This window comes from Enterocloster lavalensis, assembly GCF_046603895.1.
Taxonomy (GTDB): Bacteria; Bacillota; Clostridia; order Lachnospirales; family Lachnospiraceae; genus Enterocloster; species Enterocloster lavalensis.
In genome coordinates, this window is sequence record NZ_CP176637.1 from 3911943 (window position 1) to 3925750 (window position 13808).

At 58.2% G+C, this 13808-nt stretch carries 13 protein-coding genes; 12 read left to right on the forward strand and 1 reads right to left on the reverse strand.

What is annotated here, in order from left to right:
- Positions 1 to 38 precede the first annotated feature (38 nt).
- From ACK2JC_RS17500 to ACK2JC_RS17525, 6 genes are all read left to right on the forward strand, one after another.
- Positions 39 to 707, forward strand: a complete 669-nt coding sequence (locus tag ACK2JC_RS17500) for a nucleoside recognition domain-containing protein (protein WP_092370829.1) — start codon at positions 39 to 41, stop codon at positions 705 to 707.
- A 1-nt stretch (position 708) separates the two neighbouring features.
- Complete coding sequence (locus tag ACK2JC_RS17505) at positions 709 to 1182, forward strand: YjiG family protein (protein ID WP_092370826.1); 474 nt, start codon at positions 709 to 711, stop codon at positions 1180 to 1182.
- A gap of 25 nt (positions 1183 to 1207) precedes the next feature.
- Positions 1208 to 2332, forward strand: coding sequence for a M20 peptidase aminoacylase family protein (locus ACK2JC_RS17510; protein WP_007706514.1), 1125 nt, complete (start codon positions 1208 to 1210; stop codon positions 2330 to 2332).
- A 231-nt stretch (positions 2333 to 2563) separates the two neighbouring features.
- The gene (locus tag ACK2JC_RS17515) at positions 2564 to 4015 is read left to right on the forward strand and encodes a lipopolysaccharide biosynthesis protein (RefSeq protein WP_233460824.1); all 1452 of its coding nucleotides are present in this window, start codon (positions 2564 to 2566) and stop codon (positions 4013 to 4015) included.
- 34 nt (positions 4016 to 4049) lie between these two features.
- Positions 4050 to 5024 carry an ATP-grasp domain-containing protein gene (locus ACK2JC_RS17520; protein WP_320938137.1) on the forward strand — a complete coding sequence of 325 codons (975 nt, stop codon included), beginning with the start codon at positions 4050 to 4052 and terminating at the stop codon, positions 5022 to 5024.
- A gap of 13 nt (positions 5025 to 5037) precedes the next feature.
- Positions 5038 to 6009, forward strand: coding sequence for a glycosyltransferase (locus tag ACK2JC_RS17525; RefSeq protein WP_107434253.1), 972 nt, complete (start codon positions 5038 to 5040; stop codon positions 6007 to 6009).
- Positions 6010 to 6048: 39 nt separating this feature from the next.
- Here the strand turns inward: ACK2JC_RS17525 and ACK2JC_RS17530 are convergent, their stop codons facing one another.
- Positions 6049 to 7524, reverse strand: coding sequence for a L,D-transpeptidase (locus ACK2JC_RS17530; protein ID WP_092370796.1), 1476 nt, complete (start codon positions 7522 to 7524; stop codon positions 6049 to 6051).
- A 151-nt stretch (positions 7525 to 7675) separates the two neighbouring features.
- On the opposite strand from ACK2JC_RS17530, the gene ACK2JC_RS17535 reads away from it, so the two are divergent.
- Genes ACK2JC_RS17535 through ACK2JC_RS17560 form a run of 6 tightly spaced genes read left to right on the forward strand, consistent with a single transcriptional unit; the run spans position 7676 to position 13775 of the window.
- The gene (locus ACK2JC_RS17535; RefSeq protein ID WP_320938135.1) at positions 7676 to 8674 is read left to right on the forward strand and encodes a glycosyltransferase family 8 protein; all 999 of its coding nucleotides are present in this window, start codon (positions 7676 to 7678) and stop codon (positions 8672 to 8674) included.
- 11 nt (positions 8675 to 8685) lie between these two features.
- Complete coding sequence (locus ACK2JC_RS17540; RefSeq protein WP_092370790.1) at positions 8686 to 9585, forward strand: glycosyltransferase family 2 protein; 900 nt, start codon at positions 8686 to 8688, stop codon at positions 9583 to 9585.
- Positions 9586 to 9608: 23 nt separating this feature from the next.
- Positions 9609 to 10724, forward strand: coding sequence for a DegT/DnrJ/EryC1/StrS family aminotransferase (locus tag ACK2JC_RS17545; RefSeq protein ID WP_331681293.1), 1116 nt, complete (start codon positions 9609 to 9611; stop codon positions 10722 to 10724).
- Positions 10725 to 10774: 50 nt separating this feature from the next.
- A complete protein-coding gene (locus ACK2JC_RS17550; protein WP_092370787.1) occupies positions 10775 to 11461 on the forward strand; it encodes a glycosyltransferase family 2 protein in 687 nt (228 codons plus the stop codon).
- Between the two features lie 24 nt (positions 11462 to 11485).
- Positions 11486 to 12799, forward strand: a complete 1314-nt coding sequence (locus ACK2JC_RS17555; RefSeq protein ID WP_092370784.1) for a lipopolysaccharide biosynthesis protein — start codon at positions 11486 to 11488, stop codon at positions 12797 to 12799.
- Complete coding sequence (locus ACK2JC_RS17560) at positions 12789 to 13775, forward strand: glycosyltransferase (protein WP_320938134.1); 987 nt, start codon at positions 12789 to 12791, stop codon at positions 13773 to 13775. Before ACK2JC_RS17555 ends, ACK2JC_RS17560 begins: the two co-directional genes overlap by 11 nt.
- The last annotated feature ends 33 nt before the right edge of the window (positions 13776 to 13808 follow it).

Here is a 13808-nt window from a genome sequence, read left to right on the forward strand (position 1 = left end):
AAAGGAGCGTATGATGTAACCGTCATACAAAGAGGAGTATGGAAAGTCAAAATCTGAAACAAGAAGAGGTAAAGGTAAAATGGTATGGGTATCTGGTGCTGTTTTTGGGAATCCTGTTTTTCTCAGGGCTGATGAAGGACGCGCCCGGACCCCTCAAGGCGCTGGATTTTAATAATGTGCTGGGCAGCTTCGGAAAGCTGGGAACCCTGAGCGAGGGCGCGGGAACCCTGGCCGGGAATTTCCGCGGCACCGCGGGTACAGGCCCCAGGGACGGATGGCTGTACGGTTTAAGCCTGGTTCCGGGCGTTATGCTGGCCTTGGGCGCGGTTAAGGTAATCGACCACCTGGACGGCATGAAGGCGGCCCAGAAGCTGTTAAGCCCCCTGATGAGACCGCTCATGGGTCTTCCGGGAAGCTGCGGTCTGACGCTGATCGCAAGCCTTCAGTCCACGGATGCGGCCGCATCCATGACCAAGGGTCTGTGCGACGACGGTTACATCACCGAGAAGCAGAAGGCGGTATTCTGCGCGTTCCAGTTCTCGGGCGCTTCGGCGATCACCAATTTTTTCGCCTCGGGCGCGGCGTTGTTCCCATTTATTGGGGATATTCCCATCTTCAAACCGCTGGCATTGATTCTGATTATGAAATTTGTGGGCGCGAATGTGCTGAGGTTCTATCTGAATAAGTTTGACAAGGAGGACGAGTAATATGGCAGAGCAGGTGAAGGCTAAGCGGGGGAATGTGATTGATGCGTTTGTGGACGGAGCGCGCAACGGACTGAAAATTGCGTTTAACTCCATGCTTCCCAATACGCTGTTTGGATTTACACTGACGATTATTTTGAATTTGACGGGTCTTGCGGACGTGATCGGCGTGGTGTTCGCGCCGGTGATGCGGATTTTCGGCCTGCCCGGCGTGGCGGCCACCGCCGTGATGGCGATCTTCCTTTCCATGGGCGGCGCTGCGGGCGTGATCGCGGGACTGTTTACCGCAGGCCAGCTGACCGAGCCCCAGGTGGCGATTCTGCTGCCCGCGCTGCTGCTCTCCGGAGCGCAGATCCAGTTTATGGGACGGCTTCTGGGAACCGCTGATTTGAAGACCAGATATTATCCCCACATGTTTGTGACCGCCACGCTGAACGGCTGCGTCGCAATGCTGATCATGAACTATTTCATCGTATAATTTGTCCGCGAAAAGGAGAGTCAAAATGGGAGAGAGAACCGATTACGTTACATATGTCCACCAGGTGTACGATTATCTGCACACCATCCCGGAGAAGGGATTTGAGGAGTTCAAGACCTCGGCCTTTGTGCTGGAGGAGCTGAAAAAGATCGGCTTTGAGGATATTAAAACCGGCGTGGCCGGGACCGGAATCATCGTCACCATCGATTCCGGCAAAGAAGGGCCGGTGCTGGGCCTGCGGGCGGATATGGATGCCCTGGAGTTCATCATCGACGGCAAGAAAACCATGATCCATGCCTGCGGCCACGACGGCCACACCTCCATGCTGCTGGCCGCGGCCCGGGAGATCCATGACCGGGACCTGGTGAAGAAGGGCAAGTTAAAGATCATTTTCCAGCCCGGCGAGGAGCGCCTGTACGGCGCGCTGCGTATGATTGACTCCGGCCTGCTGGACGACGTGGAGGAGATCGTGGGCATGCATCTGCGTCCCAAGCAGGACTGCCGTCTGGGCAAGGCCATCCCGGCCATGTACCACTGCGCCAGCTGCATCATGGAATTCACCATCAAGGGAGTCACCTGCCACGGCTCCAAGCCCCACCTGGGCGTGAACGTGGTGGACGCCGCTTCCCTGGCGGTGCAGGCTATCAACGCGATCCGCGTCAATCCGGCGATCCCCAGCTCCATCAAGGTTACCAACATCACGGTGCCGGGGGAAACCTACAACAATATTCCTGACGAGGCGTTTATGGCGATGGACATCCGGTCGGAGAGCAACGAGGAGATCGAGCGCATCAAGGAGCGGGCCATCGCAGCCGTGACCGGCGCCGCGGCCGCGGTGGGAGCGGAAGCCATTCTGCGCTCCAAGGACGGCGTTCCGGCGGCTGAGTTCGACCAGGGTATGATCGAGCTGGCCGAGGAGACCATAAAGGACGTGCTGGGCGAGGACGGCTCCATCGGAATTTTCAAGAATTCCGGCGGAGAGGATTTCCACTACTACGCCCAGAAGCTTCACTGCAAAGCCACCTATCTGGGACTGGGCGCGGACGCGGTTCCGGGCTTCCACAATCCCAACGTGGTGATCGACACCAAGGCGCTGGAGTACGGCGTGCCCATTTGGTGCAGACTCGTAGAGAAACGCCTGGGAGCATAAAACTTCATAGACAGACGGACCACGCGGCCCCGGCATATAAACCTGCCGGGGCCGTATCTGTTGTGGGTGGCGGGACGGGATCGCGTTACACAGGGGATTTACATTTTACGGCGCGCATAGTACAATGGTGGGAGCGAAATGGGCTTGCCGCCGCGCCGTCTGCGCGCGGGGAAACAGGAAATATGCCGGCGGCCTGCGGTGAATGATTGTTTGACGGAAGGAAATAAAAGATTGGCTGAAACAGAAATCAAAGGTCAGGTGATCAAAGGGCTTTTTTGGAAAATATCGGAAAATTTTGGGGCGCAGGGCCTGCAATTTGTGATCTCCATCCTGCTGGCCCGCCTGCTGACGCCTGCGGAGTACGGGCTGGTGGGGATTGTGATGATCTTTATCACCCTCGCCAACGTCACGGTGCAGAGCGGCTTTTCAACGGCGCTGATTCAGAAGAAAAACTCGGACGAGACGGATTTTTCGTCGGTATTTTATTTCGGACTGTGCCTTGCGGCGGCGATGTACGGGGCGCTGTTTTTCGCGGCTCCGGCCATCGCCCGGTTCTACCAAAACGATGTGCTGGTCCCCATCGTGCGGGTGCTGGCGTTCGTCTTGTTTCCCGGTTCCGTAATTTCGGTGCAGACCGCTTACGTTTCCAGAAAAATGGAGTTCAAGGGGCTGTTTAAAGCCACGATCTGCGCGGTTGTGGTGTCCGGCGCGGCCAGCATCTGGATGGCCTACACGGGATTTGGCATCTGGGCCATCGTGGGGCAGCAGCTCTCCTACTACGTGGTTTTGATGGTCTGCCTATTCTGGACCGTGACCTGGAGACCGGGGCTTGTGTGCTCCTTTGTCCGGGTTGTGAGAATCCTGTCCTTTGGCTGGAAGCTGTTGGCGGCGTCCCTGATCGATACGCTGTTCAATAACCTGTACGGCCTTATTATGGGAAAAATTTACAATGAAGAGCTGCTGGGCATCTACAACCGCGGAGATCAGTTTCCCAAACTGATCGTCAACAACCTGGGAGCGGCCATCCAGGCCGTGCTCCTGCCCGCCTTTTCCTCGCGTCAGGGGGAGGCAGCCGAAGTGCGCAGCATGGTGCGCCGGGCCATCCGCACCAGCTCCTTTCTGGTGCTGCCCATGCTGTTCGGACTGTTCGCCGTGGCGGACACCATGGTGTTGGCGCTGCTGGGCGAAAAATGGCTGGTCTGCGTTCCCTATCTGCGGATTATGTGCGTGGCTTACTCCTTCTGGCCGATCCACATCACCAACCTCCAGGCCATCAACGCGGTGGGGCGCAGCGACGTGTTCCTGAAGCTGGAGGTGATCAAGAAGGTCGTGGGGATTTTGGGCCTGGTGGTGGGAATCCGCTACAGTCCCATTGTTCTGGTGTCCATCAAGGCGGCGCTGGATTTCCTCAGCACCTTTATCAACGCCTGGCCCAACAAGAAGCTTTTGGGCTACAGCATCGGCAGCCAGTGGAGGGATATCATGCCGTCCATGGCCCTGTCTCTGGTGATGTGCGCCCTGGTCTACGGGCTCCAGTTTGCGCTGCCCGGCGGGCCCTGGATGAAGCTGATTCTCCAGATTCTGGCAGGAGCGGGAATCTATGGGGGGCTGGCGTGGCTGTTTAAGGTGGAGAGCTTTACCTATCTCTTTAATCTTGTGAGCGTGCGGATGGGACGGAGATAGTACAATGGTGAGAGCGAATTTGTGAGGTGACAAAGTGAAAACAGTATTGATAACGGCGATTGGTTCCTTTTCAGCGGATATCGTCATAAAGAAGTGCCGGGAAAACGGTATGCGGGTGATCGGCTGCGATATTTATCCCCGGGAATGGGTGGTGGACGCGGGCAATGTGGACGCGTTCTACCAGGTGCCCCGCGCCACCGAGGCGGAGGCTTACCCGGAGGCTCTTTTGGAGATCTGCTCCCGCGAGAAGGTGGATGGGATTCTGCCTCTGACCGATGTGGAGGTCGACGTGCTCTGCCGGCTGCGCGGGGAATTTGCGGGCAGGGGAATCACGCTGTGCATTTCAGAGGACGCCTGCATCGGGCTTTGCCGGGATAAAATGAAGCTGTTCTGCCGTCTGGAGGAGGAGCGGCCGGGCACGGTGATCCCCACCCAAACGCTCTTTGGGGTAAAACCGGAAGCCCTCTCCTACCCGGTGGTCTGCAAGCCCTATAACGGCCGGAGCAGCCAGGGACTGACCTTCATCGGCTCGCTTCGGGAGATGGAGCACTTTTTGGAGGGAAGGGACGTATCGGATTACATTGTGCAGCCCCTGGTAAAGGGGGACGTTATAACGGTGGACGTGGTGCGAAACGCAGCGGACGGAGCCTGGGCGGCCGTGTGCCGCCGGGAGCTTCTGCGCACGCTAAACGGCGCTGGCACGTCGGTGCGGGTGTTTCGGAACCCGGAGCTGGAAGGGCTGTGCGGGCGCATCGCGGGCTGGCTGGGCGTGAACGGCTGTGTGAATATAGAGTTTATCGAGGACAGCCGGGGGCAATACCACATGCTGGAGTGTAATCCCCGTTTTTCGGGCGGGGTGGAATTTTCCTGCATGGCCGGGTACGACTGCGTGACGGAACACCTGCACTGCTTTGAGGGAAAACCGGTCAACACCCGGGCGGAGATAACAGAGATGTATATTGCCAGAAAATTTGAGGAATATATTACCGGGACCGGCGGGGCGCGGTGAGAGAGGGAGAACGATGGAAGCTGAGACAGTGATGGCGAGCATCAACTGCGTTACATTTAACCATGTGAATTATATCAGAAAGGCGCTGGACAGTTTTCTGATGCAGAAGACGGATTTCGCCTTTGAGATTCTGGTGCACGACGACGCCTCCACGGACGGGACCAGCGAGATCATAAGAGAGTACGAGGCAAGGTATCCCGGCCAGGTGCGGCCGCTGATTCAGAAGGAGAACCAGTATTCCCAGGGTATTGACAACATCAGCGGAGCGTTCAATTTTCCCAGGGCCAGGGGAAAGTATATTTTCATGTGCGACGGGGACGACTATTTCCTCTCCCCGGACAAGCTGCAGCGCCAGGTGGATTATATGGAGGCCCACCCGGACTGTACGCTGTGTATCCACAGCGCCCGGATCGACCTGGTGGGAAAGGCGCTGACTGAGGGCCAGATGCGGCCCTACCGGAAGAGCCGGGTGATCCCCCCGGAGGAGATCATCGACAAGTCCTCCGGCTACGCCATGTCCTCCATGGCTTTTCCGGCCCGGCTGGTGAAAGAACTGCCCGACTATTACGTGGACTGTCCGGTGGGCGACACGCCCCTGCAGCTTTTGGCCGCGGCCAATGGATACGGCTATTATATGGATGAGCCCATGAGCGCGTACCGCGTGGGGGTCGCCGGTTCCTGGACCGTGGAGGGCAAGAGCGGCGACTATGAGGGGAAGCAGAGCGCGTATTACCGGCGGATGAAGCGGACCTACGAACAGTTCGACCGGGCCACCGGCGGGCGGTTTCATCAGGCGTCTGAGAGCGCAGCCCTTCGGACCTACTACCACACCATGGTGAATACGAAGAAGTTCGACGAGATATATAACCCGGCCTACCGCCGGTATTACAGGGAGCTTACGCCCAGGACCCGCTTCTTTCTGCGGTTTGAGCGTTCCATGCCCGGGGCATATAAAATGGCGAGGAAAGCATTCACTGGAAGATAATTCCAGTGGCTGCTTCCTCGCCGTTTTTACGGTTTGGATTTACTGTTGTGCAAAGAGCGGGTCCGTGGGATCCCAGGTCTGATCCGCGGGAATTGTCTGCTCGATGGCGGGTCGGTCATAGGGGCCGGGCTTTTCCGAGTTGTAGATATTCACAGTGGTGCCGATGCCGCAGTGGTCATACACCCACTTGGCTTCCCCGGAGACCAGACGGACGCAGCCGGCAGACTCGGCGATACCCAGGTAGTTGTAGGTCATGGGGTCCAGCGTCATGGGATCCGGGCTGCTGTAAAGGATCGAATGGATCAGGAAGCCCTTGTAGATCCGGGTTGCGTACTGGGTGAAGATCCCGTGGTTCATATCGCGCCAGCGGTACTTGGCCGGCGTCTGGAAGGTTCCAAGGGGCGTATCCGGGCCGGTGGAGGTCAGGAACGTCTTGACCGGGATAATGAAGCCGTTGGCGCCGTCCTGGGCGAAAATGGTCATGCAGTTCATCTGCTTGTTGATGCTGATGAGGAACGGGCCGTTGTTGCCCACGATGGGCTCTAAGTCGGTCAGCAGCTTTCCGGTCTCGTCAAAGTAATACTTGAAGCCGTCGATGTACTGCCAGCCGGTCACAGGGGCGTTGTCCACAAAGTAGTAGCGGTCCTTGTCGTTCCATCCCCATCCGGTGAAGGGAACGCCGGTGCCGTTGGTGTAGGAAACCACACCGTCCACAATCTGAACGCCGTCCGGGAACGCCGCCTCCACTGCGTTTTCCATATTGTAGGAAGCGCCCTCCACGTCCTTGCCCCAGAGGGAAACGCGGAAGCCCTTTAATACCTTTCCGGTGCCCATGGTGCCCGCTGTTCCGCTGTTGCGCGCCCAGCCCAGCTCCGTGCCGTCGTTTAAGGTGGTGCAGTAGTAGATGTCAAACTTGTTGCGGGCAAAACCGTTGAAGCGCAGCTGAATGGCTTCCACCAGCGCGCCGTCGTCCCATACGGTGGTGTGGCCGCCGTTCATGGCCCAATCGCTCCAGCCGTGGGCTCCGGTGTAAGTCCGGTACAGGACGTCGCCCACGATGTTGTTGAGGTAAATGGACACGGAGCGGAAGCCTTCGTCCGCTGTCACCGGTGTGTCGCCAACCACCGGATCGGTCCAGGTGGTGTCGGGTCTTAAGACCTGAATCTGGACATAGGGAGTGTTCGCAATCACCGCCTGTCTGGCAGCCTCCTCCTCGGCGAATCTGGCGGCCGCCTCGGCTTCCGCATCGCCCTGGGCTGTGTCGTCGGCCGCCTGCTGGGCGTTAGCCGCATCTTCCGGAGTGGTAACGCCGGCGTCCGGCGCGGTAGTTCCGGCGTTGGGGTCGGCCTGGTTCTCCGCCGGTGTATCCGTGGGCGCAGACTCGCTCTCCGCCGCTGTGGTAAAGCCTGGTCCGTAGTTCGAATCATCCTGGACAGCCCATGCGGGACTTGCCTGGCCGATGATCAGAAGGCCGGATAAAAAAGCGGCGGCAGCCCGCTTAGCTAATTTATTCATTCGTGAATCCTCCTAATTTTTGATAGAATTTCCGTACATGTCCTAATTTAACATATCTGTTATGAAAATTCTATATGTGATTTACTTTTTATTGGGATTATTGTAAAATTGTAAATAAAATGACCACGGAATGTAAGAAATGGGTGCCATAATGAAATGGAATAAAGAGACAGTCAATATCATATACGCCTCCAACGACGGGTACGCGGGACATCTGGCCGCCTCCCTGGTTTCCCTGCTGGAGAACAACCGGCAGATTCCCCATATGCACGTCTATGTGCTCTCGGTGAATATGTGCGGCCTTTACAAGGATCGCCTGCGCCGGATCGCGGAGGGATACGGCCGTGGGTTTACGGCCGTGGAGCTGGGGGATCTGAAGCAGCGCTTTACCTACGACATCGACACCAGGGGCTTTGACATCAGCGCCATGGGGCGTCTGTTTGCGGCCGAGGTGCTGCCGGAAACGGTGGAGAGGGCCCTTTATCTGGACTGCGACACCATCGTTTGCGGCAGCATTTTGCCGTTGTACGAGTGGGATCTGGGGGACTGCCTGGTGGGGATGGTGATGGAGCCCACGGTTTACGGGGAGATGAAGGAAGCGCTGGGGATGGGCCGGGACGACGCCTACTACAATTCCGGCGTGCTGCTCATGGCCCTGGGGCGCTGGCGCAGGGAGCGCGTGTTAACCTGGCTGCTGGATTTTTACGGAGCCCACGCAGGACGCCTTTTTGCCTGCGACCAGGACACCATCAATGGCGCCCTGCGGGGACAGATCCGCACCCTGCCGCCCAAATACAACTTTTTTACCAATTACCGGTATTTCCGCTACGATACGCTCTATGGCCTGTGCCGCGCCTACGAGGAGGTGGGGCGGGAGGCCTTTGCCGAGGCAAAGCGTTACCCGGTGGTGCTCCATTACCTGGGGGACGAGCGGCCGTGGATCGCGGGGAACCGCAATCATTACCGGAAGCTGTATGAGACGTATCTGGACCGGACACCCTGGAAGGGGACGCCCAAGCAGACCGGCAAGGAGCTTTACATGTTCCTGTGGTGGGGGCTCAACAAGGCGACGCTCCTTTGTCCGGGGCTGCGGCTGTGGATCAGCCGCCGGTTCGGCATGAAGGTGATCGACGCCCGGAAGAAATCATAAGGACTGGAAGAATGGACAAGATCAGCTGTATTGTGCTCAATTACAACGATGCCCGCACCACCTGTGGACTGGTGGAGGAGCTTTTGGGGATAAACTGCCTGGATTCGGTGGTGGTGGTGGATAACTGCTCCACGGACGATTCCTGGGTTCAGCTTTCCGGGCTTGCGCGCCCGGACGGCCGCGTGAGCCTGATCCGGGCGGAGCAGAACGGCGGCTACGGCTGGGGCAATCAGATTGGGGTGGACTGGGCGGTGGACCGCCTGGGCGCGGATTACGTGATCGTGGCCAACCCGGATATCCATGTGTCGGAGGAGTGTATTCTGCGGGTGAAGGAAGCCCTGGACCGGACGGAGCGCTGCGCGCTGGCCTCGGCCTTGGTGGAGAGCCCGGAGGGGAAGCCGCTGTTCAGTTATTGGATGCTGCTGCCTCTGTGGAAGGATCTGCTGGACACGGGACTTGTGACCCGGCGGCTGTTTGCGCGCTGGCTGAATGTGCCGCGGGAACGGCTGAAGCAGGGGGGGCTGTCCGGCTGCCGCCTGGTGGATGCGGTTCCGGGGTCTTTTTTTATGCTGCGCCCGGACCGTTTCCCGGAGGGGGAAATTCACAAAGTATTTGACAAAAGGATCTTTTTATATTATGAAGAGAAGGTGCTGGGACAGAAGTTAAAGGCCATGGGCCTGACCGCCGTCCTGGCTCTGGACTGCTCCTACGTCCATGCCCACTCGGTGAGCATCGACAAGAGCGTGAAAAACATCGGGGACAAGCAGCGGCTGCTGCACGAGAGCAAGCTGTATTATTACCGGGAGTACCTCCACGCCGGGCCGGTGAAAACGGCCGCCGCCAGAGTTTTTCTGGGGCTGGTGCTGGCGGAGGTGCGGTTTCTCACCGGGGTGTGCGGCATGCGCTGGTAGCGCGTGCACGGAAAGGAACGATTATGTCTGCGAAAGAAACGGAAAAGCCGATACTGGTGACAAGGTCCTCCCTGCCGCCGTTCGAGGAATTTACAGAAATGTTAAAGCCCATCTGGGAGTCCGGGTGGCTGACCAATATGGGAGATTACCACAAGGAGCTGGAACAGAAGCTGAAGGAGTATCTGGGCGCGGACCGGCTGGTGCTTTTCACCAACGGCCACATGGCCCTGGAGATGGTGATTCAGGCCCTGGAGCTGACGGGCGAGGTGATCACCACGCCCTTTACCTTTGCCTCCACCACCCACGCCATTGTGCGCAACGGGCTGACGCCGGTGTTCTGCGATATCAATCCCCGGGATTACACCATGGACGTGGACAAAATTGAGGCTCTGATCACGGAAAAGACCTCCGCCATCCTGCCGGTGCACGTTTACGGAAATATATGTGACGTGGAGCGGATTGAAGCCATCGCCAGGAGGCATAATTTAAAGGTGATCTACGACGCGGCCCACACCTTCGGGGAGACGTACAACGGGGTGGGCACGGCCTGCTTCGGGGACGCCAGCATTTTCAGCTTCCACGCCACCAAGGTGTACCACACCATCGAGGGCGGCGCGGTGGCTTTTCGGGAAGAGTGGATGGAACACCGCCTGAACTGCCTGAAAAACTTCGGCATCGTGGATCAGGACCACGTGGTCTGGGTGGGCGGAAACGCCAAGATGAACGAGTTCCAGGCCGCAATGGGCCTGTGCAATCTGCGCCATCTGGAGGACGAGATAACGAAACGCCGCCGCGTGGCGGAGCGGTATCTGGAGAATCTTGACGGTGTGAAGGGCTTGAAGCTGCCGGAGTACCGCCCCGGGGTAAAGCCCAATTACGCCTATTTCCCCGTGGTGTTCGACGGCTTCGCCCGGACCCGGAACCAGGTGTTCGATGGCCTGGGGGCCCATCAGATCCATCCGCGGAAATATTTTTACCCGCTGATCAACGATTTCCAGTGCTATGAGGGCAGATTTTCCTCCAAGGACACGCCGGTGGCCAAGTACATCGCGGACCGGGTGCTGACGCTTCCGCTGTACGCGGATCTGGCGCTGGAGGACGTGGACCGGATCTGCGGGCTGCTCCGGGAGATGGGCTGATTGATCCGGGACCAATATTGTGGAACGATATCGCATAAGAGGAACAATTCATGGACAAGGTGCTGCTGGTAATACCGGCTTACAATGAGGAAAAGAATATACGAAAGGTTGTGGGCCGTCTGGTGGAGGATTTTCCGGAGCTGGACTACATTGTGGTCAACGACGGTTCCCGGGATTCCACGGCCGATATCTGTCGGCAGAACGGCTACAACCTGCTGGATCTGCCTGTGAATCTGGGGCTGGCGGGCTGTTTTCAGGCGGGTATGAAGTACGCCTACTTGAAGGGCTATCAGTACGCCATCCAATTTGACGGGGACGGCCAGCACCGGCCGGAATATATCGGCGCTATGAAGGATAAGATGGATGAGGGATACGACATTGTGGTGGGGTCCCGGTTCGTGGAGCAAAGGAAGGACTGGTCCCCCCGCATGCTGGGCAGCCGCCTGATCGGGGCGGCCATCCGCCTGACCACCGGGGCGAAGATCAAGGACCCCACCTCCGGGATGCGCATGTTCAACCGCAGTATGATCGAGGAGTTTGCGCTGAACTTAAATTACGGCCCCGAGCCGGACACCCTCTCCTTTTTGATCAAGCAGGGGGCCAGGGTGGCGGAGATTCAGGTGGAGATCGACGAACGCCTGGCGGGGGAGAGCTATTTAAAGCCCATGGTGGCGATGAAATATATGACGCGGATGCTGATTTCCATATTTTTGATTCAGAATTTCCGCAAGCGGTGACAGCCGCATGAGGTGGTGGATAAAATGAACAAACTGACGGCCCGCCTGCTCTACAAGGGCGGCAATATCGAACGGCAGAACGTCCTGTGGAACACCGCGGGCAGCTTCTGCTACGCGCTGGCCAGCATGGTGCTGTCCTTCCTGGTCATCCGGATGATCGGGGAGGACCAGGGAGGAATCTTTTCCTTCGGGTTTTCCACGTTGGGCCAGCAGATGTTTATCATCGCGTACTTCGGAATCCGCCCGTTCCAGATCACGGACGGCAAGGGCGAGTTTTCCTTCCGGGATTACCTGGAACACCGTTACATTACCTGTCTGGCCGCGCTGGCGGCGGGCTGCGTGTATCTGACGGCCCAGGTGTCCGTGGGATTTTACACCCCCTACAAGGCGCTGATCCTGATTCTCCTGGTGCTGTACAAGGTGATCGACGGATATGCCGACGTCTACGAGTCGGAGTTCCAGCGCCGGGGCAGCCTGTATCTCACCGGAAAATCCAATTTTTTCCGCACCCTGCTGTCCGTGTCCTGCTTCCTGCTGGCCCTGGCCGTCACCCGGAACCTGTTTGCGGCCTGCCTGACGGCGGTGGCGGCCCAGGTCGCCGGAGTCTGCCTGTTCAATCTGCCGGTGATCCACGCGGTGGACGGTGTGAGCTGGATGCGGGGAGAGCGGCAGACCTCCCGCCTGTTTCACAGTACGGCGTTACTGTTTCTGTCCGCGTTTTTGGACTTTTTTGTGTTTTCCTCCGCCAAGTACGCCATCGACGCCCGGCTCAGTGACGCGGCTTCCGGGTATTTCAACCTGATTTTTATGCCAACCTCCGTGATTTATATGGTGGCGAATTTCGTGATCCGGCCGTTTCTGACCAAGCTGACGGATCTGTGGGAGGGAAAATTATTTCTGGGCTTTAAGGAGCAGCTGGCGCGCATCGGCGCCATCATCTCCGGTCTGACGGTGCTGGCCGTGGCCGCGACCCTGATTCTGGGGCGGTTTGTGCTGGGGGTCATGGAGACGATCCTGGGCGCCGGATACGAGGGCACGCTGACCGTATATCAGACCGCCTTTGTGGTAATCGTATTAGGCGGGGGCTTTTATGCCCTGGCCAATTTGATGTATTATGCGCTGGTGATTATGAGAAAACAGAAGGCCATTTTCATCGTGTATCTTTTGGCGGCCGTCACGGCGGCCCTGATTTCCGGCCCAATCGTTTCGCGCTGGGGAATCGGAGGAGCCGCGGGCTGTTATCTGCTGCTGATGATCGGGCTGACCGCTGGCTTCGGATTCTGTATGGTCCGGGCCTATAAACGTGAGAAAGGGGAGAATCGTGGGAATGCAGGATGAGACAATGGAAGTGCGCAGTGAGAGAAATGCGGGCGCGCGCAGGCGCACCGTGGATGTGATCATCCCGACCTACAAGCCGGACAAGAAATTCAGCCGTCTGCTGCGCATGCTGGAATTGCAGACGTACCCAATCCGAAGAATTATTGTGATGAATACGGAGAAATCCTACTGGAACGACAAGGGTTACGAGGGCATAAAAGGGCTGGAGGTCCACCACCTGACCAAGGCGGAATTCGACCACGGCAGGACCCGCAACCTGGGCGCGCGCTACAGCCGTGCGGACATCATGGTGTTCATGACCGACGACGCGGTGCCCGCCGACAACCAGCTGATCGAGCAGCTTATGGCTGCCTTTGACCGGCGGGGGCCGCTGGGGGAGTCGGTGATTATGGCCTACGCCCGGCAGCTGGCGGATAAGGACTGCGGCCTGGCGGAGCGCTACACCCGCTCCTTCAATTATCCGGACCAGAGCCGGGTGAAAACCAGGGCGGACTTAAAGGAGCTTGGAATCAAGACCTTTTTCGCCTCAAACGTATGCTGCGCCTATGACCGGGAAAAGTTCTGGTTCCAGGGAGGTTTTACCGACAAGACCATTTTCAACGAGGATATGATTTTTGCGGGCCGCGCGGTGCTGGAGGACGACTACGCCGTGGCCTACGTGGCTGAAGCGCGGGTGGTGCACTCCCACAACTACAGCTGCATGGCCCAGTTCCACCGGAATTTCGACCTGGCGGTGTCCCAGGCCGACCACCCGGAGCTGTTTTCGGCGGTGCGCTCGGAGAGCGAGGGCATCCGCCTGGTCAAACAGACGGCCCGCTACCTGGTGAAGCAGCGCCGTCCCTGGCTGGTGCCCGGGATGTTCGTGAAGAGCGGTTTTAAGTATCTGGGCTACCGTGTTGGGAAATGCTACCGGCTTCTGCCGCGGGCCCTGGTGCTGCGCTGTACCATGAACAAGGAATACTGGAGCCGGGTCTGACTTGTCCCGGAAATGACGAAAGAAGGTAGGAAA